This is a genomic window from Parasphingorhabdus sp. SCSIO 66989 (genome assembly GCF_032852305.1).
GTDB lineage: Bacteria > Pseudomonadota > Alphaproteobacteria > Sphingomonadales > Sphingomonadaceae > Alterisphingorhabdus > Alterisphingorhabdus coralli.
The window spans coordinates 201,486-224,885 of sequence record NZ_CP136594.1 but is presented as its reverse complement, the minus strand read 5'-3'; the positions used below and the strand labels follow the sequence as shown (position 1 = coordinate 224,885).

Annotated in this window: 25 protein-coding genes; 15 read left to right on the top strand and 10 right to left on the bottom strand. The window is 59.9% G+C overall.

Annotation, left to right across the window (positions count from 1 at the left end):
• Positions 1-239 precede the first annotated feature (239 nt).
• From ccoN to RB602_RS01040, 9 genes are read left to right on the top strand one after another with little or no spacing between them, the layout of a single operon-like run.
• Entirely contained in the window at positions 240-1,904 is a 1,665-nt protein-coding gene (ccoN, locus tag RB602_RS01080) for a cytochrome-c oxidase, cbb3-type subunit I (RefSeq protein ID WP_317082154.1), read from the top strand.
• A 14-nt stretch (positions 1,905-1,918) separates the two neighbouring features.
• Positions 1,919-2,653: a cytochrome-c oxidase, cbb3-type subunit II gene (gene ccoO, locus RB602_RS01075; protein WP_317082152.1), complete on the top strand. Its 735-nt coding sequence runs from the start codon at positions 1,919-1,921 to the stop codon at positions 2,651-2,653.
• Positions 2,650-2,829 carry a cbb3-type cytochrome c oxidase subunit 3 gene (locus tag RB602_RS01070; RefSeq protein WP_317082150.1) on the top strand — a complete coding sequence of 60 codons (180 nt, stop codon included), beginning with the start codon at positions 2,650-2,652 and terminating at the stop codon, positions 2,827-2,829. Before ccoO ends, RB602_RS01070 begins: the two co-directional genes overlap by 4 nt.
• Complete coding sequence (gene ccoP, locus RB602_RS01065) at positions 2,822-3,793, top strand: cytochrome-c oxidase, cbb3-type subunit III (RefSeq protein WP_317082148.1); 972 nt, start codon at positions 2,822-2,824, stop codon at positions 3,791-3,793. The genes RB602_RS01070 and ccoP overlap by 8 nt, the downstream gene beginning before the upstream one ends.
• A complete protein-coding gene (ccoG, locus tag RB602_RS01060) occupies positions 3,786-5,255 on the top strand; it encodes a cytochrome c oxidase accessory protein CcoG (protein WP_317082146.1) in 1,470 nt (489 codons plus the stop codon). The genes ccoP and ccoG overlap by 8 nt, the downstream gene beginning before the upstream one ends.
• A gap of 2 nt (positions 5,256-5,257) precedes the next feature.
• Positions 5,258-5,743, top strand: coding sequence for a FixH family protein (locus RB602_RS01055; protein WP_317082145.1), 486 nt, complete (start codon positions 5,258-5,260; stop codon positions 5,741-5,743).
• Complete coding sequence (locus RB602_RS01050) at positions 5,740-7,938, top strand: heavy metal translocating P-type ATPase (RefSeq protein ID WP_317082143.1); 2,199 nt, start codon at positions 5,740-5,742, stop codon at positions 7,936-7,938. The genes RB602_RS01055 and RB602_RS01050 overlap by 4 nt, the downstream gene beginning before the upstream one ends.
• A complete protein-coding gene (gene ccoS / locus RB602_RS01045) occupies positions 7,935-8,108 on the top strand; it encodes a cbb3-type cytochrome oxidase assembly protein CcoS (protein WP_317082141.1) in 174 nt (57 codons plus the stop codon). Before RB602_RS01050 ends, ccoS begins: the two co-directional genes overlap by 4 nt.
• Positions 8,108-8,377 carry a hypothetical protein gene (locus RB602_RS01040; RefSeq protein ID WP_317082139.1) on the top strand — a complete coding sequence of 90 codons (270 nt, stop codon included), beginning with the start codon at positions 8,108-8,110 and terminating at the stop codon, positions 8,375-8,377. Before ccoS ends, RB602_RS01040 begins: the two co-directional genes overlap by 1 nt.
• A gap of 266 nt (positions 8,378-8,643) precedes the next feature.
• On the opposite strand, the gene RB602_RS01035 is transcribed toward RB602_RS01040, so the two are convergent.
• Positions 8,644-9,312, bottom strand: coding sequence for an OmpW/AlkL family protein (locus tag RB602_RS01035; protein ID WP_406568382.1), 669 nt, complete (start codon positions 9,310-9,312; stop codon positions 8,644-8,646).
• A gap of 132 nt (positions 9,313-9,444) precedes the next feature.
• Between RB602_RS01035 and hemN the strand changes: the two genes are divergently transcribed.
• Entirely contained in the window at positions 9,445-10,767 is a 1,323-nt protein-coding gene (gene hemN / locus RB602_RS01030) for an oxygen-independent coproporphyrinogen III oxidase (RefSeq protein ID WP_317082137.1), read from the top strand.
• Between the two features lie 38 nt (positions 10,768-10,805).
• Here hemN and RB602_RS01025 read toward each other — a convergent pair whose 3' ends face one another.
• The 3 genes from RB602_RS01025 to hemC are packed head-to-tail and all read right to left on the bottom strand — an operon-like array spanning position 10,806 to position 13,491.
• Positions 10,806-11,777, bottom strand: a complete 972-nt coding sequence (locus RB602_RS01025) for a hypothetical protein (RefSeq protein WP_317082135.1) — start codon at positions 11,775-11,777, stop codon at positions 10,806-10,808.
• Between the two features lie 50 nt (positions 11,778-11,827).
• A complete protein-coding gene (locus RB602_RS01020; RefSeq protein WP_317082133.1) occupies positions 11,828-12,499 on the bottom strand; it encodes a uroporphyrinogen-III synthase in 672 nt (223 codons plus the stop codon).
• A gap of 5 nt (positions 12,500-12,504) precedes the next feature.
• Positions 12,505-13,491, bottom strand: coding sequence for a hydroxymethylbilane synthase (hemC, locus tag RB602_RS01015; RefSeq protein WP_317082131.1), 987 nt, complete (start codon positions 13,489-13,491; stop codon positions 12,505-12,507).
• 44 nt (positions 13,492-13,535) lie between these two features.
• Between hemC and tsaD the strand changes: the two genes are divergently transcribed.
• From tsaD to RB602_RS01000, 3 genes are read left to right on the top strand one after another with little or no spacing between them, the layout of a single operon-like run.
• Positions 13,536-14,582: a tRNA (adenosine(37)-N6)-threonylcarbamoyltransferase complex transferase subunit TsaD gene (tsaD, locus tag RB602_RS01010; protein ID WP_317082129.1), complete on the top strand. Its 1,047-nt coding sequence runs from the start codon at positions 13,536-13,538 to the stop codon at positions 14,580-14,582.
• The gene (locus RB602_RS01005; protein WP_317082127.1) at positions 14,579-15,562 is read left to right on the top strand and encodes an NAD(P)H-dependent glycerol-3-phosphate dehydrogenase; all 984 of its coding nucleotides are present in this window, start codon (positions 14,579-14,581) and stop codon (positions 15,560-15,562) included. Before tsaD ends, RB602_RS01005 begins: the two co-directional genes overlap by 4 nt.
• Positions 15,559-17,055, top strand: coding sequence for a lipopolysaccharide biosynthesis protein (locus RB602_RS01000; RefSeq protein WP_317082125.1), 1,497 nt, complete (start codon positions 15,559-15,561; stop codon positions 17,053-17,055). The genes RB602_RS01005 and RB602_RS01000 overlap by 4 nt, the downstream gene beginning before the upstream one ends.
• A gap of 130 nt (positions 17,056-17,185) precedes the next feature.
• Here the strand turns inward: RB602_RS01000 and RB602_RS00995 are convergent, their stop codons facing one another.
• Positions 17,186-18,187, bottom strand: coding sequence for an adenosine kinase (locus RB602_RS00995; protein ID WP_317082124.1), 1,002 nt, complete (start codon positions 18,185-18,187; stop codon positions 17,186-17,188).
• A 291-nt stretch (positions 18,188-18,478) separates the two neighbouring features.
• On the opposite strand from RB602_RS00995, the gene RB602_RS00990 reads away from it, so the two are divergent.
• Complete coding sequence (locus RB602_RS00990) at positions 18,479-19,228, top strand: EI24 domain-containing protein (RefSeq protein WP_317082122.1); 750 nt, start codon at positions 18,479-18,481, stop codon at positions 19,226-19,228.
• A 52-nt stretch (positions 19,229-19,280) separates the two neighbouring features.
• Positions 19,281-19,646 (top strand): hypothetical protein, encoded by a 366-nt coding sequence (locus tag RB602_RS00985; RefSeq protein WP_317082120.1) that lies wholly within the window; start codon positions 19,281-19,283, stop codon positions 19,644-19,646.
• A 166-nt stretch (positions 19,647-19,812) separates the two neighbouring features.
• Here the strand turns inward: RB602_RS00985 and RB602_RS00980 are convergent, their stop codons facing one another.
• The 5 genes from RB602_RS00980 to RB602_RS00960 form a co-directional block, all read right to left on the bottom strand.
• A complete protein-coding gene (locus tag RB602_RS00980) occupies positions 19,813-20,337 on the bottom strand; it encodes a hypothetical protein (protein WP_317082118.1) in 525 nt (174 codons plus the stop codon).
• Positions 20,294-20,656, bottom strand: coding sequence for a HesB/IscA family protein (locus RB602_RS00975; RefSeq protein ID WP_317082116.1), 363 nt, complete (start codon positions 20,654-20,656; stop codon positions 20,294-20,296). Before RB602_RS00975 ends, RB602_RS00980 begins: the two co-directional genes overlap by 44 nt.
• Before the next feature lie 132 nt (positions 20,657-20,788).
• The gene (locus tag RB602_RS00970; RefSeq protein ID WP_317082114.1) at positions 20,789-21,295 is read right to left on the bottom strand and encodes an SUF system Fe-S cluster assembly protein; all 507 of its coding nucleotides are present in this window, start codon (positions 21,293-21,295) and stop codon (positions 20,789-20,791) included.
• A 26-nt stretch (positions 21,296-21,321) separates the two neighbouring features.
• Positions 21,322-22,530: a cysteine desulfurase gene (locus RB602_RS00965; RefSeq protein WP_317084610.1), complete on the bottom strand. Its 1,209-nt coding sequence runs from the start codon at positions 22,528-22,530 to the stop codon at positions 21,322-21,324.
• A gap of 98 nt (positions 22,531-22,628) precedes the next feature.
• Positions 22,629-23,390, bottom strand: a complete 762-nt coding sequence (locus RB602_RS00960) for a SufD family Fe-S cluster assembly protein (protein ID WP_317082112.1) — start codon at positions 23,388-23,390, stop codon at positions 22,629-22,631.
• Positions 23,391-23,400 lie beyond the last annotated feature (10 nt).

The window sequence follows — 23,400 nt, the reverse complement described above, 5'->3', positions numbered from 1 at the left end:
CAATAATTCGCATCACTTCGCACCTGCAATAGCCGGGTTCTATAGCCACGCGCTACCGCCATAGCGACTACCCTGAAATGCCGCATTTTTCTCGCCTTTTTGCCGTCCACTTTGACCCAGATCAATGAACCGGCACAGGCTTTGGGTGCACCAACGCGCGCGATGGCGGCAGTTCTGTCGCCGCAATCAGCAAAAGCAAACAGGGGCGGTCGCATTACCGGCCAATCGGGAAGACAATTATGGAAACTCTGGTATTGAAATCGGGCGGCTGGTTCCTGCTGGCACTGCTTGCTCTGGCGGCGGCGGTATTTGCGGTGGATACCGGTTTTGCGGTGCATATGGTGATCGTGGCTATCGCCTGTCTGCTGGTGCTGTGGTTCACCATGAGCGGTGCCGATTATTCCGCGATATCGCGCGGCATATTGCGCGCGCCGGCGGATCAGGGCGTCTATGATGACGATGTCATCCGCTGGGGCGTTATCGCGACCATATTCTGGGGCATGGCGGGCTTTATTGTTGGCCTCTATATCGCATTGCAACTCGCCTTTCCGGTGCTCAATCTCAATCTCGAATATACCACTTTCGGGCGACTAAGGCCGCTGCATACCTCGGCGGTTATCTTCGCCTTTGGCGGCAATGCCCTGCTTGCCACCAGCTTCTATATTGTCCAGCGCACCTGCCGCGCGCGGCTTGCCTTCCCCGGCCTCGCGAAGTTCGTATTCTGGGGCTATCAGCTGTTTATCGTTCTGGCTGCGACCGGCTATTTGCTCGGCATCACCCAGTCGAAAGAATATGCCGAGCCGGAATGGTATGTTGACCTGTGGCTGGCGGTGGTTTGGATCAGCTATGGCGTTGTATTTATCGGCACCATCGCCAAGCGCTCCGAGCCGCATATCTATGTCGCCAACTGGTTCTTCTTAAGCTTCATCCTGACCGTCGCCATGCTGCATGTGGTTAATGCACTGACCATTCCGGTGTCGCTGCTCGGTTCCAAAAGCTACAGCGCCTTTGCCGGGGTGCAGGATGCGCTGACCCAATGGTGGTATGGCCATAATGCGGTCGGCTTCTTCCTCACCGCCGGCTTCCTGGCGATGATGTATTATTTCGTGCCGAAACAGGCCGAGCGACCGGTGTACAGCTATCGCCTGTCGATCATTCACTTCTGGTCGCTGATCTTCCTCTATATATGGGCTGGTCCACACCACCTGCATTATACCGCGCTGCCCGATTGGGCGCAGACGCTGGGCATGGTGTTCTCGATCATGCTGTGGATGCCCAGCTGGGGCGGGATGATCAACGGCCTGATGACGCTCAACGGCGCATGGGACAAGATCCGCACCGATCCGATCATCCGCATGATGGTGCTGGCGCTCGCTTTCTACGGCATGAGCACCTTTGAAGGGCCAATGCTGTCAATCAAGGCGGTGAACTCGCTGTCACACTATACCGACTGGACCATCGGCCACGTGCACTCCGGCGCTTTGGGCTGGAACGGCATGATCACCTTCGCCGCGATCTACTATCTGGTGCCGCGTCTCTGGGGTGTGCCACGGCTTTATTCGCTGCGCATGGTCAACTGGCACTTCTGGCTCGCGACTATCGGCATCGTGCTCTACGCCGCTTCCATGTGGGTCGCCGGCATTATGCAGGGCCTGTTGTGGCGCGAATATGGCTCGGATGGCTATCTCGTCTATTCCTTCAGCGAAGTCATTGACGCGATGCTGCCCATGTATCTCATTCGCGCTGCGGGCGGGCTGATGTATCTCGCCGGTGCCGGGGTGCTGGTCTATAATGTCTGGCGCACCATTCTCGGCCATCAACGCGAAGAAAAATCCATGACCGAAACGCCGCATGACATTGAGGCCGACCGTCCGGTCGTGCCCCAAGCGGTACCGGCGGAATAAGGGAGGGCTGAACAATGGATGCACTTGCAAAAAACCACAAAAAGCTTGAGCGCAATGTCAGCCTGTTGGCGGTATTTGCCTTTGTCGCGGTGATTATCGGCGGCATTGTCGAGATCGCGCCGCTATTCTGGATCGACAACACCATCGAGGAAGTAGAAGGTGTGCGCCCCTATTCGCCGCTCGAACTGGCCGGGCGCAACATCTATATCCGTGAAGGTTGCTATACCTGTCACAGCCAGATGGTGCGCCCGTTCCGCGATGAGGTGGAGCGCTATGGCCATTATTCGCTGGCGGCCGAGAGCATGTATGACCATCCGTTCCAATGGGGGTCAAAACGCACCGGGCCTGATCTGGCGCGTGTTGGCAATCGCTATTCGGATGAATGGCACCGCGCGCATCTGATCAATCCGCGCGATGTGGTGCCAACATCGATCATGCCGCCTTATGCATTCCTCGCTGATCGTGAGCTGAAAGCGGGCGATATGCGCGGTGACCTGAAGGCGCTGTCGCTGGTCGGCGTGCCTTATGATGAAGCGGCTATCGAAGCCGCTAATGATGACCTGCTGGCCCAGGCTGATCCCAATGCCAGCACTGGCGATCTGCTCGAGCGCTACCCCAAGGCGCAGGTGCGCGATTTTGACGGCAACCCAAACAAGCTGACCGAGATGGATGCGCTGATCGCCTATCTGCAAATGCTCGGCACGCTGGTCGATTTTGACTCGGCCGAGGCTCTGGAGGAACCGCGATGAGCTACGAAGCCTTGCGTCAATTTGCCGATAGCTGGGGTCTGTTGTTCATGACCCTGCTGTGGATCGGCTTTGCCCTGTGGCTGTTCCGCCCCGGGGGAGCCCAGCGCAGCGAGGAAGCCGCCAATATGATTTTCGCCGAAGAAGAACCCCAAAACAGGGAAAAAGACAATGGCTGAGAATATTCGCACCGATGAAGCCACCGGCACCGATACGGTGGGCCATGAATGGGATGGCATTGAGGAGCTGAACACGCCGCTGCCGCGCTGGTGGTTGTGGACCTTTTATGCCACCGTCTTCTGGGCGCTGGTCTATGTCATCCTCTATCCCGCCTGGCCACTGGTGAACAGCGCCACAGCGGGCGTTCTCGGCTGGTCAAGCCGCGGCGATGTCGAGCAGCAGCTTGCTGCGCGTCAGGAACAATTGGCACCGGTGCATGAGGCGCTGATCGCTGCCGATATCAACTCCATCCCCGGCAATGACGAATTGCGCACCACCGCGATACAGGGCGGTGCCTCGGCCTATAAGGTCCATTGCGTGCAATGCCATGGCGCCGATGCTGCGGGCCTTGGTGGCTACCCCAATCTCAACGATGATGACTGGCTCTGGGGCGGTGATCTGGAAGCGATTGAATATACGCTGGTGCATGGCATCCGGAACCCGGACCATGATGAGACTCGTTTCTCGCAAATGCCAGCCTTTGGTGCCGATGGCCTGCTCGATAGCGCGCAGATTGCCGATACTGTTGCCTATGTCCGCACATTGTCGGGCGAGGAGCAGGCAAGCGCCGCATCGCAGCGCGGTGCAGAGCTGTTCGCCAATAATTGCGCAGTGTGTCACGGTGCCGAGGGCAAGGGCGATCGCTCGCTCGGCGCGCCCAACCTCACCGATGCGATTGCGCTTTACGGCACGGATCGGGAATCACTCACCAACACCATCTATTATAGCCGCAATGGCGTGATGCCACGCTGGGGCCAGCGGCTTGATGCGGCCACGATCCGCATGTTGGCGGTCTATATCCACTCGCTCGGCGGTGGTGAGGCCGCGCCGGTGCCCGAGGAAGCAGGGCAAGAAACCGAAAATGCCGAAGGCGCGGCGCAAGCCGAAACCGCCTCGGCAGATAGCGAAAGCAGCGATGGCTAACCCTGATATCACCGCCGAGCCGGAGCGGCATATTGATCTTTATGCCGCTCGCAAGGACGTCTTCCCCAAGGCGGTAAACGGCTTTTTCCGGCGTCTGAAATGGCAGATCATGGCGGTGACGCTGGCGGTCTATTATATCACGCCATGGATACGCTGGGACCGCGGACCCTATGCCCCGGATCAGGCGGTGCTGGTCGATCTCGCCAATCGGCGTTTTTACTTTTTCAGCATCGAAATCTGGCCGCATGAATTTTATTATGTCGCCGGGATGCTGGTGATGGCGGGGATTGGCCTGTTTCTGATCACCTCCGCTGTTGGTCGCGCCTGGTGCGGCTATGCCTGTCCGCAGACGGTGTGGACCGATCTGTTCCAGCATGTCGAGCGCTGGGTCGATGGCGACCGCAATGCGCAATTCCGGCTGAAAGATTCGCCCTGGAATTTTACTAAGGTCCGCAAGCGGCTGACTAAATGGGGCATCTGGCTGTTTATCGCCTTTTGGACCGGCGGTGCATGGATCATGTATTTTGCCGATGCGCCGACTCTGGTGGTGGATTTCTGGCAGGGCGAGGCGCCGTTTGTCGCCTATGCCACGGTTGGCATATTGACGGCGATCACCTTCATCTTTGGCGGCTTTATGCGTGAACAGGTGTGCATCTATATGTGCCCATGGCCGCGCATCCAGACGGCGATGATGGATGAAAAATCGCTGATGGTCACCTATAAGGACTGGCGCGGTGAACCGCGTGGCAGCGTCAAAAAAGCGCAGAAACAGCCTGGCGCCTTTGGCGATTGTGTCGATTGCAACCAGTGCGTCGCCGTCTGCCCCACCGGCATTGATATTCGCGAAGGTCCGCAAATTGGCTGCATCACCTGTGCGCTGTGCATCGATGCCTGTGACACCGTGATGGAACAGGTTGGACGGCCACGCGGCCTGATCGACTATATTACCGAGGAAGACACTGAGCGCGAAAAGGCCGGTGAACCGGCACGCGCCAATTGGAAGATGCTGCTGCGTCCGCGCACGCTCGCCTATTTCACGCTCTGGGCCAGTATCGGCATGGCGATGCTGTTTGTTCTCGGCAATCGTTCGCGGCTTGATCTGGCGGCGCAACAGGATCGCAGCCCGCCTTTTGTTCAGCTCTCCAATGGCGATGTGCGCAACAGCTTCACCGTCAAGCTGCGCAATATGGAGAACCGTCCGCGCGATGTGATTATCTCGGTCAGCGGTCTGGAAGGGGCAACCGCGTGGAGCGACACCGTGCCGCGCCGCGATGGCCAAACCAGCTTCACCGCCTCCGTGCCTGCGGACAGTGTCGGCAAGCTGCAGCTCTTCGTCGTCGCACCGCGTGATGGCGCGCCAGGTGAAGAGCTGACCATCACCGCGCGCGGTGCCGATGCTGCTGCCGATGACAGCAAGGCCAGCGACAGCGAGAGCTTCACCTTTGAAAGGCCAGGACAGTGAGCATGACCATGAATAATGGCCGCAAGCCCCCCAAGAAGTTCACCGGCTATCATGCGCTGGCAATGTTTATCGCCTTTTTCGGGGTGATCATCGCGGTCAATCTGGTGATGGCGCGCTATGCGATTTCCAGCTTTGGCGGCACGGTGGTGGATAACAGCTATGTCGCCAGCCAGAAATATAATGAATGGCTGGAAGCGGCGCGGGCGCAGGAGCTTTATGGTTGGACCATCTCCGAGCCGCTGCGTGAGGATGGCTATGTGGTGATGCGTATTACTCTGGGCGATGAAAAGGCACCGATGACCGGCGCGAATATCACCGCCGAGGCGATGCATCCGGTTGGTCGTGCGGATTCCTTTACCTTCCAACTCAGCGAGAGCGCGCCGGGCGTGTATCGCAGCGTCGATCCGGTGCCCGAAGGCCGGTGGAAGCTGCAGATCGCAATTGACCGTGCGGGCCAAAGCTATCGCATGCGGAGCGAGATATTGTGAACGCGGCCTATGCGCCTGTTTCGGTTGATGATGCCGCTGCCTGTGAGGATAGCCGCTTTGCCGTGCCTGCCATTCGCTGCGCCGGGTGTATCTCCAAGATTGAGCGCGGGCTGAATGCTGTCCCCGGCGTCGCGGCGGCGCGGGTCAATTTCTCCTCGAAACAGGTCGCGATTTCGCATGATCCGGCGCTGAGCGAAGCCGATCTGTTGCGCGCGATTGAGGATATCGGCTTCGAGGCGCAGATATTGGCGGATAATCCGCTGGCCGAGGAAAAGGGATCGAGCAAAGCGCTGCTGCGCGCGCTGGCGGTCGCCGGTTTTGGCATGATGAATATCATGCTGCTCTCGGTCAGCATCTGGTCGGGTGCCGATGGTGATACGCGCGCGCTGTTTCACTGGCTCTCGGCACTGATCGCCATTCCGGTGATTGCCTATTCGGGCCGTCCTTTCTTTGCCTCGGCGCTGATGGCGCTCAAACATGCGCGCACCAATATGGATGTCCCGATCAGCATCGGCATTTTGCTCGCCACCGGCCTCAGCCTGTATGAGACCGCCACCGATGGGCCGCATGCCTATTTTGATGGTGTGGTGATGCTGCTCTTCTTCCTGCTCGCCGGGCGCGCGCTTGACGGGATGATGCGTGACAAAGCGCGCAGCGGCATTGCTGCCCTGCTCGGCAAGAGCGCGCCGGGGGCCATGGTGGTGCAGCCCGATGGTACGACGGCATGGACCAAGGCACGCGATATTCAGCCGGGAATGACGATGCAATTGGCGGCGGGCGAGCGGCTGGCTGCCGATGGTGTGATCGACCAAGGCGCGAGCGGCTTTGATATGGCAATGCTCACCGGTGAGAGCGACCCGCAGAACAAGGGCAAGGGCGATGCGGTCTATGCCGGGACGGTGAACCTGACCGCGCCAGTGCGGGTGCGCGTCACCGCCAGCGGCAATGATACCAGCATTGCAGATATTGCGCGGCTGATGGATGAGGCGGGGCAGCATCGCTCCTTCCATGTCCGTATCGCCGACAAGGCCGCGCGCTATTATGCGCCAGCGGTGCACTCCCTGGCGCTGCTGTCCTTCACCGGCTGGATGATTGCGGGCGCGGGTGTGCACCAGTCGCTACTGATCGCGGTGGCGGTGTTGATTATCACCTGCCCCTGCGCGCTAGGCCTTGCGGTTCCGGCAGCGCAGGTTGTGGCCGCGGGCGCTTTGATGAAGCGCGGTGTGCTGGTCAAGGATGGCAGCGCGCTGGAGCGGCTGGCGACGGCCAATCATGTGATTTTCGACAAGACTGGTACGCTGACACTGGGCCGCCCGCGCCCGGGCAGCATTGATCATCTGTCGCCCGAAGAGAAAAGCGTGGCGCTGGCGCTGGCCCAGGCGAGCCGCCATCCGTTGAGCAAGGGATTGCGGGAGGCATTGCTGGCGGAGAAGCTGACGCCTGCGGAGATCAACGAGCCCAACGAGATTGCGGGCGAAGGCATGCGTGCGTTGTGGCAAGGGCAGGAAGTTCGGCTCGGCAAAGGCGATGCGCAGAGCGAGGGATTGGCGGTCACGCTCAGCATCGGCGCGGAAGCCAAGCTGATCCGTTTCACCGATCCATTGCGCCCCGATGCCGACACCGCATTGGCCGCGCTGGCTGACAAGGGCATGACTGCCTCAATCCTCTCCGGCGATACGCTCGATGCCGTCGCCCCGGTGGCACGGCAGCTGGGTCTGACGGCGCAGGCCGGGGCTAGCCCGCAGGATAAGCTGGAAACCATCGACCGGCTGAGTTCAACCGGACGCAATATCCTGATGGTGGGTGATGGCCTAAATGATGGCCCGGCGCTGGCCGCGGCACATGTTTCCATGGCGCCCGGTTCGGCGAGCGATGTCGGTCAGCAGGCGGCGGATGCGGTGTTCACCGGGGACTCGCTGATGGGTCCGGCCCTGGCGGTGCATATGGCGCGGCGGACCATGGCCATTGTACAACAGAATTTCGCGCTCGCCATTGGCTATAATGTGCTCGCCGTACCGCTGGCAATTTCGGGCATGGTTACGCCATTGGTTGCCGCAGTCGCCATGTCGCTATCCTCGCTGATCGTCGTCGGTAATGCGCTGCGCTTGAGCCGGGCGCTGCCCTCTGACCATAACGAAGATACCAACGAACCTTCTTTGGCAACCATGCCCAATATGCAGGCGGCCCCGGCATGAGTGGCTTGGCGATCCTGATTCCCATCGCGCTGTTTATGGGTCTGTGCGGTCTGGGCTTCTTCTTCTGGGCCATGCGCAATGGCCAGTTTGAGGATCTGGACGGCGCGGCGCATCGCGTTTTGATCGATGACGAAGCGCCGGCTTCGGGTGATGATGGGGAGGGCGAATAATGCACTGGTTCCGCAGCCATGGCTTTGCCATCGCCCCGGCCTTGTCCTCGCTCGCCACCATGGCGATGACCCCGGTGCTGATGCAGATGTTGGTGCCGGAAGGCAGCGTCATGCTGATCAGCCTATGCTCGTCCGATGGGGTCGAACAGACCATAGCGGTGCCGCTGGGCGATGATGAACCGGGGCCGATGGACCAATGCCAGACCGCCTGCCACGCCATGTGCTCGCGTAAGGATCAAGTGAAGCCCGGCTATAAGCCGAAGGTTTGATCATGGGATACCCTAAGCACTAACGCACTTGTTGTCGCCCCGCGCAGGCGGGGGCACGGCTATTGTGATTCACGCGGAGCTGCGGAGACACAGAGCGAAAAATCTCCGCGCCTTCGCGTCTCCGCGTGAAACTCTTATTCGATCCTAAGAAGCCCTATCCCCGCCTGCGAGGGGACGATAAAACCTTGTTGCCGCGCACTTTGGTCAAAAAAAGGGCGGAGGATCACCCCCGCCCTGTGGCATAAGCTTGCTGAAGGGGTGCGGCCCTATAGCTTGATGCCGAGTCCAACGCCGACAACAACCGGATCAAGGGAGACGTTGACCCGCTGCGTGCCTGCGGCGGTGGTGTTCAGTGTCGCAGTGGTGTCGATATCGAGATATTTGATATCGAAGTTGAGGAAAAACCGCTCATTCAGTTCGATATCCACCCCGGCCTGCAGCGCAAAGCCGAAGCTGTCATCGAGATCAACATTGGTCGCGCCGACCGCGTCGACCAGCCCATTGCTGGCATCTTCTTCATAGAAGAGCGTGTAGTTGATACCGGCACCGACATAAGGCCGTATCTTGCCATCGGGAACAAAGTGATATTGCGCCGTCAGCGTCGGTGGCAATACCCAGGTGTCGGCCAGTTCGCCGATGGCGCCAGTGGTACCGCTGCGGCCTGATACGGTGTGCTGCGTGGTCGCCGCGATCAGCTCAAAGCCGATATTGTCGGTGGCCATATAGGTAATGTCGACCTCGGGCATGATCGAATTGTCGACGCTGACCCGCTCTCCGGGAAAGGCGGGCAAAATGCTGCTGCTGGTTTCGCTCGGCGCGACATTGATGGCGCGGACCCGGAGCAGCCAGTCACCTTGTTCGGCAAATGCCGGCGTGGCGCTCATCATAGCGCCCAAGCTGGCGGCGGTTGCGAGAATTTTCATCATTTTTTTCATGAGCTTGTCCTTACTCTGCTTCTGTGAGCCGGACGCTAGGCGTGTCGTTGCGCTGTTGCATTGATCTGGAACAAGCGATTTTTTGATCTGGCGCAAAGACTTGGGAGAGCAAGAGGTTCAGAACATGATGCCATGTGGACCTATCATCCCGATCTGCTTGAGCGGCCGGTACCGCGCTATACCAGCTATCCCACTGCGGCGGATTTCGTCGACTCGGTGGGGGTTGCCGAGCATGAAGCGGCGTTGGACGGCATCGCCCCGGGGCAATGTATGTCGCTCTATGTCCATATTCCGTTTTGCGAACAGATTTGCTGGTATTGCGGCTGCAACACCGCCAAATCCAACCATGTCGCCCGGCTCGACAGCTATCTCAATGCGCTGAACGCAGAGATTGATCTGGTCGCGCAACGGTTAAGCGGGAATGGCCGCGTCAAGCGTATCGCTTTTGGCGGTGGCAGTCCCAATGCTCTAGGGCCGCTGCGCTTTACCCGGTTGCTCGATATGCTGATGCTTAGCTTTCGGTTGGAAAACCCGCTTTTCTCGATCGAGCTTGACCCGCGCAGTTTCACTGACGACTGGGCGCGCGTGATTCAGGGCGCGCAGATAAGCCATGCCAGCCTTGGGGTGCAGACCTTTGACCCCGAATTGCAGCAGGCAATTGGCCGGGTGCAGCCCAAAAAGGACATTATTGCCACCGTAGATGCCTTGCGCCGCGCCGGGATATCTTCGCTCAATCTAGACATGATGTATGGTCTGCCTGGCCAGAGTCGCGCCGAACTGGATAGCTGCCTGACACAGGCAATTGCGCTGCAACCGGATCGGATTGCGCTGTTTGGCTATGCCCATGTGCCCACCCTGATCCCGCGCCAGCGCCAGATTGATGATAGTGAACTGCCCGGCGCGACCGAACGCTTTGCCATGGCGAAGCTCGGCTATGAGCGGCTGGTTGATGCAGGTTATTATCCAGTAGGTTTTGACCATTTCGCGCTGCCGCATGACCGACTCGCCAAGGTGGCGAAGAGCGGCATTTTGCGGCGCAATTTTCAGGGTTTCACCGATGACCAAAGCGACGTTCTGCTGGGGTTAGGGGCATCCGCGATCAGCGAGTTCCCCGACCTTATTGTGCAGAACGCCAAGAATATCGGCGATTATCGCAGGCGACTGGAAGCTGGGGGGCTTTCCAGTTCGCGTGGCATCAGGCGCACGCTGGATGATCAGCGTCGCGCCGCGATAATCGCCGATATACTCTGCCATGGCAGTGCCGATCTCTCCGCACTGCATGATGGCGGAGGCAATTGTGGCCAGCTCGCGCCCTTTATGGAGCGCGGGCTGGTCACATATCATGATTATGTGCTGCGGCTGGCCCCGGAAGGGCTGCCCTATGCCCGCGCCATAGCGGCCCAATTTGACAGCTATCGCAACCTCGCTCCCAAGGTGTTGAGCAGCGCGATTTAAGCCTATGTCCAACGCGCGCTGTGAGGGCCTGCGGATGGTTATCGGCTAGACTGTTGCCCCGTCTCGCCCTCAGCTGCCAGCGGTGAAGGCTGTTCCACCCGTTCACCTTCACCGGTGCGTAATTCGCGTGGCTCAAGAATCGCCGCCGTCTCGATGAAATCGAGTGCCTGCCGGGCTGTCGTATAGCGTTTGGCCAAGTCTACCCAATCCTCTACCGGCTCCTGATTGGGCAATTTCTGCACCTCGGCCAGGGCTTCGGCAACGCGCTCTGATTCCAGATAGGTTGCCGCCCGCTCCAGCCTTTGTTCCGGCGCAGGCGAGGGTGATCCCTGCCTACGCAGCACGAACAGCTCGCTGGTTTCGCGGCGAAAAGCGGCCCACCAGCTTTCATCCGGGCGGGCCCCGGTAGAAGAGGGTGAAATCTCCGCCAGCCCGGTGCGCAGCGCATCCATGGTGACTGGCTTGCGCGCCGCCTCGATAATCGTTGCCACCGCATTGGGCTGGGCCGCGCCGAAGCGCAATTTGAGCTGTTCCTCAATATAGCCAAGCGGTGACCCGGTATCGAGCGCGCGGCGCGCTGCAAATGCGATCAACAGGCCTTCAGCGCGCGCCGCATTGCCTGATGCCGCCTGCGCCTGCACATTGATGCGTGACAGACGATCTTCCAGCTCGGCAACACGCCGCGACAGGCCGGTGCCCACCAGTGACGGGTCATTGGCGAGAGCATTGTCATTGGCCGCTGCGGGCGGCGGGGTGGGCTGGACCGTGCCATCGGCTTGAATACGTTGATCAAGCTGACGCACTGGCTCGCTGACCTGTGCCTCGGCTTCGCTGGTACTGGTGGTTGTGGCCTCGGTCTCACTGCCCAGCAGATTGAAGCGCGACATTGCCCAACCGGTAGCGATCCCGCCGCCGATAAAGGCGATCAGCGCGAGAAAGATCAGCGGCCTGATGCCGAGACCTTTGCCCGAGCGCGCAGAAATGGGTTCATAATCCTTGTTCATAGCCATCTAGATATCTGGTCTCATCTGAACGGGCCGTGATGCCCACTTAATACAGTTCAGCCCCTCTGGCACAATATTCGCGCCTGTGCCAGCATTGCCGCATCATCGGGCCGCTCTGCGACATGCACGCTCTGCCATTGCGCCGTTGCAGAATTCGCGGCGCGTTGGCTGATAACAAGCAGCATATGCTGAGAGGTAGCCAGCCCGAGCCGCGCCATTTCAACCTCGACCGCCTCCACCGCAGCAGCGGAATAGGCCATGATGACACAAGGGTTTTCCAGCGCTTTTGCCGCTTCAGCGCCAAGCGGCTGGTTTTGGGTCTCATAGCAGATAACCGTCTCGACGCTGAGGTTCGGCCTTGGCTGCAACTTGGTATGCCTGCGTCCCGTCAGCCGCAGCGGCCTGCTATGGCCATCGCGCAGCAGGGCATCAACACAGCTTTCCAGACCATCTGATCCGCTAAAGGCCACGCTCAGTCCACTAGCGTGCACGGCTGCAGCCGTCGTATCGCCAACCGCATATACTGGTGCTTCTTTGAGACGCGCGAGCTTGTCACCGCCATGGCGCAGCACATTGGCGCTGCCGATCAGCACTGAATCAAAGGCTTGCTCTATTTCCCAATCGACAGGCTCAACCGTGAACAGCGGTCCAGCCACCGGATTCAAACCGAGCTCGCGTGCAGCATTGCAACTCGCCGTCAGCCCCGGTTCGGGCCGGGTGATCAGCAACGGTTTCACTTGGCTGGCGGATCGAAAAGCCGGGTAATGCTCTCCGGCGCTTTGGCAAGCATCGCGCCTGCCAACTGGCTCACCGCATCGGCATCAGCCTGATGATCAGCGCCATCAAAAACCAACGTCTCGTCGACATGATCGCGGCCATCTTCGGAATAGAGAATCGCGCGCATCGTCTTTTGCCCGTCCTGCGAGCTGACATGCGCCGCGACCGAGCTGTGGCAGGAACCGCCCAGCGCGGCGAGAAAATGCCGTTCCAGCATCACCGCATCATGAGTGGCGGCATCATCGATTGCGCCCAGAAATGCGCGCAATGCCGGGTTATCGGTACGCGTTTCGACGCCAATCGCGCCCTGTGCGGCGGCGGGTGTCCAGACCGCCTTGTCCAGCGGAGTGCCCAGATCACCCTGATCCAGTCGGTCGAGTCCGGCCTTGGCCAGCAGCGTCACATCGGCCACGCCTTTCTCCAGCTTGGCGAGACGCGTGGCGACATTGCCGCGAAACAGCACCACCTCAATATCGGGGCGCAGGCTGCGCATCTGCGCCGCGCGACGCGGTGAACTGGTGCCGAATTTCGCGCCTTGAGGGATATCCGCAATCGATGCCGCGCCGATCAGCACATCGCGGGCATCGGCGCGGGGCAGGATCGCGGAAATGGTGAATTGTTCAGGCCGGATGGTCTCGACATCCTTCATCGAATGCACCGAGAAATCGACCGTGCCGTCCTCGAGCTGAAAGTCGAGCTCGCGCGTCCATAAAGCCTTGCCGCCGACTTCGCGCAGCGCCCGGTCGGTGATCTTGTCGCCACTGGCCTCGGCGGCGGAAATCTCGATTGCGCCCTCGGGCAGATCATGCGCGGTACGCAGCCGGCCGGCCACTTCATGTGCCTGTGCCATCGCCAGAGGCGAGCTGCGCGTGCCCAGCCTTAAGGGCCGGTTTTCAAGCAGTTGACGGATGGATTCGGAAGAAGTCGTGGCGCTGTTGGTCATTTCATATTTGGTCCTAGCGCGGAACATCGTTAAGGGAAAGCGCCATGGCCTTGATCCTTGGCATTGAATCCAGCTGTGACGAAAGCGCGGCCGCGCTGGTCCGCGATGATCGCACTATAGTGGCGCACCGGCTCGCTTCGCAGGAAGCGGCGCACCAGCCCTATGGCGGCGTGGTGCCGGAGATTGCTGCGCGCGCCCATGTCGAGAGCCTGCCGCCGCTGATTTCTGCTGTGTTTGAAGAAGCAGGGCTGGAGCTGGAGGATTGCGATGCGGTCGCCGCGACCTCGGGTCCGGGGCTGATCGGCGGGGTGATGGTCGGCATGGTGATGGGCAAGGCGCTGGCCATGGCGGCTGGTAAGCCGTTTCTGGCGATCAACCATCTGGAAGGCCACGCGCTGTCACCGCGACTCGATGATGCTTCGCTGCAATTTCCCTATCTGCTGCTGCTTGTGTCGGGCGGGCATTGCCAGATTTTACGTGTTGATGGCCCCGGTGCCTACGCACGGCTGGCGACGACAATTGATGATGCACTAGGCGAGGCCTTTGACAAGACCGCCAAGCTTTTGGGGCTCGGCTATCCCGGCGGCCCGGCAGTGGAGAAGCTGGCGCGCGAGGGCGATCCCAAGGCGGTGCCCTTGCCGCGTCCTTTGCTCGGTTCGGATGAGCCGCATTTCTCCTTTGCCGGCCTAAAAAGCGCGGTGCTACGGGCGGTCGAGAGTGGCGAACATGCCGCAGCGGATATTGCTGCCTCGTTCCAGCAGGCGGCGATTGATTGCGTGGTTGATCGTCTTGGTAAAGCGCTCACAGAGGCCAATTTTGATGCGCCTATAACGCGGCTCGTAGTCGCGGGTGGCGTCGCCGCCAATCAAAGCGTGCGCGCTGCTCTGGAAGCCTTGGCTGCGAAGCACGATATCGCCTTTTCCGCGCCGCCGATTTGGTTGTGCACAGATAATGCCGCGATGATTGGCTGGGCCGGGATGGAACGGTTTCTCGCTGGCGACACGGGCGACCCGCTCGATTTCAAGGCCCGACCGCGCTGGCCCTTGGATGACGCTGCCGCTCCCGTGCGTGGTGCTGGAGTGAAGGCATGAGCGAAGCGGCACAAATCGGCGTATTGGGCGCAGGTGCCTGGGGTACCGCGCTGGCGCAGATGCTGGCTTCGGATGGCCGCGCAGTACGCATCTGGGCGCGTGAACCCGAAGTGGTGGAAGCGATCAATGCCAAGCATGAGAATCCGATATTCCTGCCCAACCATCCGCTATCGCCATCAATTGTGGCGACCGATGATCTGAACAGCATGAACGGCATGGAAGCGCTGCTGGTGGTCACCCCGGCACAGCATATGCGCTCCGTGCTGGAACAGCTGGACAATCCCGGCGCGCTGATCCTGTGCAGCAAGGGGATTGAGGTCAGCTCCGGTTCCTTCATGCTCGATATCGCCGCCACATTGTTCCCCGATGCAGCCATAGCGGTTCTGGCTGGGCCCAATTTTGCGCATGAGGTGGCGACCGCTCAGCCCGCGGCTGCAACGCTCGCCTGTCGCGAGGATGCATTGTGGGAGAAGCTGGCGCCGATGATCGCGCGGCCACATTTCCGCCCCTATCACTCGCCCGATCCGGTCGGTGCCGAGATTGGCGGCGCGGTTAAAAATGTGCTCGCGATTGCTTGTGGCGTAGTCGATGGATTGGGCTTGGGTCAGAATGCCCGCGCCGCTTTGATCAGCCGAGGCTTTGCGGAGATGGTACGTTTCGGTGTGGCCTGTGGTGCGGAAGCGGAGACGCTGAGTGGCCTTTCCGGACTCGGCGATCTGGTGCTCACCTGCTCGTCGGAAAGCTCGCGCAATTTCTCTTTCGGTCGCGCTTTGGGGCAGGGGCAATCAGCAGAATCGCTGATGACCGGGCGGACAACCGTGGCTGAAGGGGCGCATACCGCGCCGGTGCTGCAACAGGTTGCGCGTGACCATGGCGTGGAAATGCCAATCGTCGATTCCGTCTGTGCCCTGCTCAGCGGCGAGACAGAAGCCGCGAGCATTGTTACCGATTTGCTGGCCAGACCGTTGGGCAGCGAATGAGCGAGGCGGCAACTCCACCCAAGCCTGAGGAAGGCGATGAGGATATTTCACGTCTCGCCAAAGGCGGGCGCACCAATTTCTTCGGCTTTTTGCTGCGGCTGGCGGCACGGCTGCCCTTTTTGTTTATCGCCGGGCGGATGTATGGCCCCGAAGTGCTGGGCCGCTTTGCCTATGCGATATTGATTGTCGAGCTGGCGGCGCAACTGGCGACATTGGGCCTGCGCCGTGGCCTTGCCGAACAGCTTAGCCGCACCGAACGGCCGCATGTGCATGTCGTGTTTGATGGCTTGCTGGTCAGCATGCTCGCTTCAACGTTGGCTGCCGCGCTGCTGATAGTTTTTCCGCAGGCGATGTTCCCCAATAGCCAGATCAATGATCTTGACCGCTTCCTGCCGCTGGTGATCTTCTTCATTGTCGGCTCGGATGTCGCACTTGCGGCTTTGGCCTATCGCTTTGACATTGCCTCCACCGTGCGCGCACGGGCGATAATCGAACCCTGGACGATCAGCATCGCAGCTTTGGGCTTCTATTTCTATTCCACCCGCGACGGGCTGATTCTCGCCTATGTCGTTTCGATGCTGGCGGCGTTGCTGGCTTCGATCATCCCGCTGATCCGCAGCTATGGCTTACCCTTTGGCTGGCGGCCCAAGCCGGTGCAGCTTATCCTGCTGGCGCGGCAAAATGTGCCGCTGGCCGCTGCCGATGCGGTTGAATGGGGTAGCCGCCGCCTTGATCTGGCGATCCTTGGCCTGTTCGTCTCGCCGGCCGTGGTCGGCATTTATTATGTCGCGCAACAAGTGGCCAGCCTGCCGCAAAAGCTGAAGACCAGTTTTGACCCGATATTGGGCCCGGTTATCACCCGCAATTTAGAGGCAGGAAAGCTGAAGGAAATCGCCGCGCAGGTGAGCCAGGTCGGTTTCTGGATTATCGCGGCGCAAGCGGGCGTTGCGCTGGCGCTGGGTATACCCGGCGAGGCGGTGATGGGGCTGGTCGGCCCCGAATTTGTCGGCGGCAATGGTGCTATGGTGCTGTTGCTGGTTGCCGAGGTGGTCGCCGCGACCGCCGTCGTCAGTGAGTCGGTGCTGGTCTATGTCGCGCGCCATCGCAATCTCTTTATCTCGCTGGCGATGCTGGGACTGCAGGCCTTGCTGAGCCTGGGCATCATATTGCTGATGCGCAGCTGGGGCTGGCCGCCGCTTTATCAGGCAGCGGGTGTCGCTCTGGCCTTGGCGCTGGCGCTGGCCTTTGCCTCGGTGGTGAAGGCGATATTGCTCGCTGGCATATTGGGTGCACCGGTGAATGGCTGGCGCTGGGCGCTGGTCTGGGCGACTGCACTCGCTGCGGTGATCGGCTGGGGCGCGACCCAATTCCTGCCTGAATGGGCTGAGCTTGCATTTGGAGTCCCGGCGATCCTCGGCCTTTATGGCTGGATGATCTGGTATAAGGGCTTTGGCGAGGCCGACCGGGTGTTGTTCCGGAAGAGTGCTGCCTAAGGTCTCCCTCCCCTTCAGGGGAGGGACTAAGGGAGGGGGTTATCCAATTGGCGCTGCGCTTGTGGTACGCCCCCTCTCCCTTCGCCGCTTCGCGGCTCTTCCCTCTCCCCTGAAGGGGAGAGGGTTAATCTCAATTCTTTGGAAGTTGCTCCGCCACCAGTTCAGACAGACGCGCCTCTGATCGGGCACCGAAATGGCTGATAATCTCGGCGGCGGCAATTGCACCCATGGTCAGGCACTGGCTCACCGGGCGGCCATCGACCATGCCTTTGAGGAACCCGGCAGCGAACAGATCACCTGCACCAGTGGTATCCACCACCTTCTCAATCGGCTGCGCGCGGACCGAGGCATATTCGCCCTGATGCATCGCCACTGCGCCATCGGGGCCGCGGGTGACCGCCAGTGTTGGCACCTGCGGTGCGACCTTGGCGACAGCTTCGTCAAAATCGTCAATCTGGGTCAGCGACTTGATCTCGACCTCATTGGCGAAGAGAATATCGATCTTTCCGGCATCGAGCAGCGCCTGGAAGTCATCACGATAGCGGTCAATGACAAAGGCATCGGACATGGTGAAGGCCACCTTGCGATCGGCGGCGCGGGCGATATCAATCGCTTTCAACATCGCATTACGGGGCTCTTCCGGGTCCCAGAGATAGCCCTCAAGATAGAGAATATCGGCGCTGGTGATCAGATCTTCATCAAGCGTATTTGAGGGCAGAAATTGTGATGCGCCCAAAAAGGTGTTCATTGTGCGCTGCCCATCCGGCGTGACGAGGATAAGGCAGCGCGCGGTTGGCGGTTCGCCTTCACGCGCCGGAGTGGTGAAATCAACGCCGGCAGCGCGGATATCATGCGCGAAAATCTCACCCAGCTGGTCATTGGCGACCTGACCGATAAAAGCGCAGCGCGCGCCAAGCTCTGCCAGACCGGCCAGCGTATTGGCTGCTGAGCCCCCACTGATTTCCTGTGCCTTGCCCATATCGGCATAGATATTGGTCGCCTGATCAGCATCAATCAGCATCATGCCACCCTTGGTCATCGCATGGCGAGCGAGGAAGTCATCCTCGGCAGACGCCATCACATCAACAATGGCATTTCCGATGGCGAGCACATCATAGCGGGTTTCGGTCATTGCAGAGATATTCCTTCGGCCTGAAAAGCGTTGCAGCGCCCCTATCGGAGGGGGTGGCTGTTGCCAAGATTTTATTTCCTCAATCCTCCCCATTCATGGGGAGGGGGACCAGCGAAGCTGGTGGAGGGGGTCAGCCGCAAGGTGCAGCGCAAGCGGAGAACCCCCTCCGCCTTGCTTTCGCTAAAGCTCCAGCGAGCCACCTCCCCGCAAACGGGGAGGATGAGTGTCAATAAAACGTCTTGCAGCAAAGCCACTTGACGCGAACTACTGTATTAATCTACTATATCACTCATGTTAGTCGAAGCCTTCTTTGCCTCAGTGCGCCAGCTTACAGATCGTGCGATATTGAAAATCCTCGCCAAATCAGCGCTGGTGACACTGCTGTTCTTTGTCGGGCTGGGCTTTGTGTTCTGGTGGGCTGTGGACTGGCTGACTGAGTTGTTGGTGGGCTGGATGCGTGGTAGTTTGGGGGATTGGGCATATATTCTTGCTTATCAGGAGACTGCAGCGACTATCTTTGCAGCGGGTATGGTATTGCTCGCAAGTTGGCTCTGGTTTCGTGCTATCGCTGCGGCTTTGATCCCGATTTTCGGCGATGATGTCGTGGTGGCTGTCGAGCGTAAACACTATCCCCATGCACTGGTTCGCGCGCGCACCATCGGTTTCGCCGAAGGTTTGGGGCTCGGCCTGAAAAGTCTCGGGCGTACCTTGGGGTATAATCTGTTGTTCCTGCCTGCCTATATCGTGCTGGCCTTTACCGGCGTCGGGCTGGCGGCGCTGTTGCTGCTGGTCAATGCCATGCTGCTGGGCCGCGATTTTGACGATATGATGCGCGCCCGCCATGGCGAGGCCTATGGCCTGCACCAGCCGGACGACAAGATGTTTCCCAGCCTGACCCGCTTTCTGCTTGGCCTTGTAACCGCAGGCATTCTCACAATTCCGCTTGTCAATTTTCTCGGCATGATTATCGGTACCGCGATGGCGGCGCATATGGCGCAGAGCCGGACGGTGAAAGAGCATGTCAAGGCCCAGGCCGCCTGACACGCACACCGATCTGGCCATCGCCAAGACACAGGTGTGATCGGTTAGAGATATGCAGACATTGCCGCATTGGGCCAGTATCGGCCTGTTGGCGCTGACATTGGCCGGATGTGCCGCGGCACCTGTCGCTGCGCCGGTCAGCACCGCGCCGACAACCCGCCCGATGAATCCGCGCGGCCTCTCCGCGATCCTGAACCGCAGCGATGATCAGCTGGTGGCGATGTTCGGCCCGCCGCGTCTCGATGTGATTGAGGGCGCGGCGCGCAAGCTGCAATTTACCGGCGAGAGCTGCGTTCTCGATATCTATCTCTATCCGCCTGAAAATGGCGGCGAGCGCAAAAGCACCTATGCCGATGCCCGCAACCTGCAAGGCGCAGCGGTGGACCGAGCGGGGTGTGTCAGGGCTTTGCGGAAATAAGCCTTACCGCTCCGAATCCGCGCTAGCGGAGCCTTCGCCCATCATTTTTCACACAAAGCCACAAAGGCACAAAGAAGAGGTGTCTCTTGGTAGACGCGCTTCGTGTCTTCGTGTCTTTGTGTGAGACCAAAATAAACCCCGCTTGCGCGGGGAGCTTCTGTTTCGGTCAGGCGGTATAATCAAACCTGCTGTTCACCAGCTTACGCCAGCGTTTCTGGCGGTGGCCGTAAAAAACCTGCGCGAACGCGGCGATGAGCGGCGTCAGCAGCCCGGCCTCGATAATCACGCGATCCGTATAATGCGTGCCGTCGCCATCACTGCGGATTTCGATCATATGGTCCCAGCGTTTTATCAACGGGCCATAGCCATTGTCACGGATAAATTGCGTGGCATTTTCCGGTTCCGGGAAGCTGATGCGGATTGCCTGCCAACCGACGGGCAAAAGACCGAACAGCCACATCCATGCTTTGTATTCGCCGGGCGTCCAATCTTCGGGAAAGGCCTGCCCGGCTTTGGGGGTAAAGCGGATCAGCGGTCGGGTGATATAGTTTAGCAGCCGCGAGGTGCCGACATGCTGGCGCACCGTTTCGGGCGGCGCTGCAAGATGGGTGGTCAGGGTAACGGTGCGTTGCATCACCCGTTCGGTATCAGACGGTAAAGCTCTCGCCGCAGCCACATTCACCGGTGGCATTGGGATTGTTGAACACGAACCCGGCGGTGAAGTCGTCTTCCTGCCAGTCCATGGTAGAGCCGATAAGATACATCACCGAAGCGCTGTCGACATAAAAAACGCCGCCGGGGGTTTCGATCTTCTCGTCAAATTTGGCTTCTTCGGTGACATAATCGACCGAATAGGCCAGCCCTGAACAGCCGCGGCGCGGGGTGGAGAGCTTGACGCCGATCGCGTCTGCAGGCGCTTGTGCCATCAGCTTGGCAATGCGTGCCTCTGCATCCGGAGTCAGGATGATCGCGGCGGGGCGTTCTCTGGTTTTGGTTTCTGTTTCACTCATAGCTTCATTCCAATACCGTTAGCACTGAGCTTGTCGAAGTGCGTTTCTCGGCCTGGCACCAACCTGATAGACGTCCTTCGACAGGCTCAGGACTAACGGTTTTGTTGCAGGCCATATCCTAATTTGCGGTCCTTATAACATACCCAACTCTAATTTTGCATCATCGCTCATCTTGCCCGGGTCCCATGGCGGATCCCAGACCAGATTGACCTCGGCATGACCGACGCCGGGGACCGCACCGACCTGCATTTCCACCTCGCCGGGCATGGTTTCGGCCACCGGGCAGTTGGGCGTGGTCAGCGTCATCGAGACAATCGCATGACCATCATCTGTGACCTCAACGCCATAAATCAAGCCGAGATCATAGATATTGACCGGAATTTCCGGGTCATAAATTTCACGCAGGGTTTCGATAATCCCGTCATAGATTTCACCCCCTGGCTGGCCCGCCGCGTTGCCGCTCGGGGTCTGTGCCAGAAAGCCTTCCAGATAATCCTTCTGGCGCTCTTCGTTATGGGCACCCGCTTCGGCTTCTTTCTCGGCCGCCAGCGCAGCATCAACGGTATCGTTGACGCGCACCTTTTTCGGCGCGTCTACGCTGTCCACTTCCTCAACCGTGATATTGCGTGTGTCGGTCATCTGTTCTGTCCCGCCTGTTTTCATCCTTAGCCGAATATCGTTGCGACGCGTTTCAGGCCGCGCACCAGCGCCGCGACATCTTCCGCGTCTGAATAAAGCCCGAAACTTGCCCGCGCGGTGGCGGGCACGCCGAGATGGTCCATCAGCGGCTGGGCGCAGTGATGACCGGCGCGGATCGCCACCTGTTCCTCATCCAATATAGTGCCGATATCATGCGGATGCACCCCCTCCATGGTGAAGGAGAGAATGCCCGCCGATTGCTCCGGCCCCAATAGCCGGATGGAATTGATCTGGCTGAGTTCGCTACGCGCCTGGCGCACCAATTCGGCCTCATGCTGGAACAGCTTCTCCGGGTCAAGCGCATCGACATAGTCAATCGCGGCATGCAGCGCGATCACCTCGGCGATCATCGGCGTGCCGGCCTCAAACCGTCCCGGTGCCGGGGCATAGGTGGTTTTTGCAAAGGTCACCCGGTCGATCATCGCGCCGCCGCCCTGATAAGGCGGCATGGCGTTGAGCGTGTCTTCTGGTGCCCAGAGTACGCCGACACCGGTGGGGCCATAAAGCTTGTGCGCGGAGAAGACGTAAAAGTCACAGCCCAGTTCGGCCATGTTAAGCCGCATACGCGGCGCGGCCTGACAGCCATCGAGCAACAGCTTTGCGCCGACGGCATGGGCGGCCTTGGCGGCACGTTTCACACCGAGGATCGAGCCCAGCACATTGGAAACATGCGCCAGTGCGACTATTCTGTGCTGTTCGGTGAGATTGGCTTCAAGCCAGTCGAGATCAATCCGGCCATCATCGGTGAGCGGGCAGACATCAATATGCGCGCCCTGTTTCTCGGCGAGCAGCTGCCACGGCACGATATTGCTGTGATGCTCCAACTGGCTCAGCATGATGCGATCGCCCGCCTGGATATTTACGCTGCCCCAGCTTTGCGCCACCAGATTGATACCTTCGGTCGCGCCGCGGACAAACACGCATTCATTGGGAGATGCGGCACCGATAAACCTGGCAACCCGCTCGCGCGCGGCTTCAAACGCCATGGTCATATTGGCCGAACGGGCATAGACACCGCGATGGACGGTGGCATAATCCTCGCCCATGGCGCGGCTCATCGCGTCGATGACCTGTTGCGGCTTTTGCGCTGAAGCGGCGGTGTCGAGATAATGCCAGCGCTGGCCGTCTGCGGTGGTGAGGCCCGGGAAGTCGGTGCGCAAATCGCGCTTCTCTATCCCGTTCGTGTCGAGCGCAGTCGAGACATCCTGATTGGCGGGACTGTCCTGCCTCTCGACTTCGCTCGAGGCGAACGGCGTCTGGGTTGCGGCCTCACTCAAAGAATCGCCTCCAGAGCTTCCAGCGCACGGCCTTCAATCGCTTCGCGCGCGGCGTCGTCTTCGACTGAAACATAAGCATCAGCAATAAACGCCTGCAGCATCAGCCGCTGCGCCGTGACCGGTTCAATGCCGCGCGAGGCCATATAGAACAGCGCCTGTTTGTCGAGTTCGCCCACCGTCGCACCATGGGCGCATTGCACGTCATCGGCGAAGATTTCGAGCTCTGGCTTGGCATTGGCGGTGGCGGTGCGGTCGAGCAGCATGGCCTTGACCGACTGTTCGGCATCGGTGCGCTGCGCATTGCGCGCGACATTGACCTTGCCGAGGAAGGAACCGGTGGCCTTGCCGCCCAGTACCGAGCGGACTACCTGATTGCTGGTGGCTTCGGGTTCGGCATGGGTGACTTCGGTGACAATCTCCAGCGTCTGATCGCCGGTGCCGATAATCGCGCCGCCCAGCTCAAAATGCGCGCCTTTGCCCAGCGTCACTTCGATATGGATGCGGCCATAATCATTGTCTGCGGCAAGCAGATGCAGTGCCATTTCGGCGTTTTCTTCAAGCCGAACATCCAAATGGGTTACAGAAACGCCGCCAATAGGCACAGGCTGGATAATCTGCCTGGTCTGCTTCTCACCGGCGGGCACGATGATCTGCTCCGGCCCCTGTGGCAATTCACCCCAAACGGCTTCCAGCGCCTTCAGATCACCATAACGCCAGCTTTCATCACGGCGGGTGGGGAGGGGGAGGACGTTGGTCATAATCTCAAAC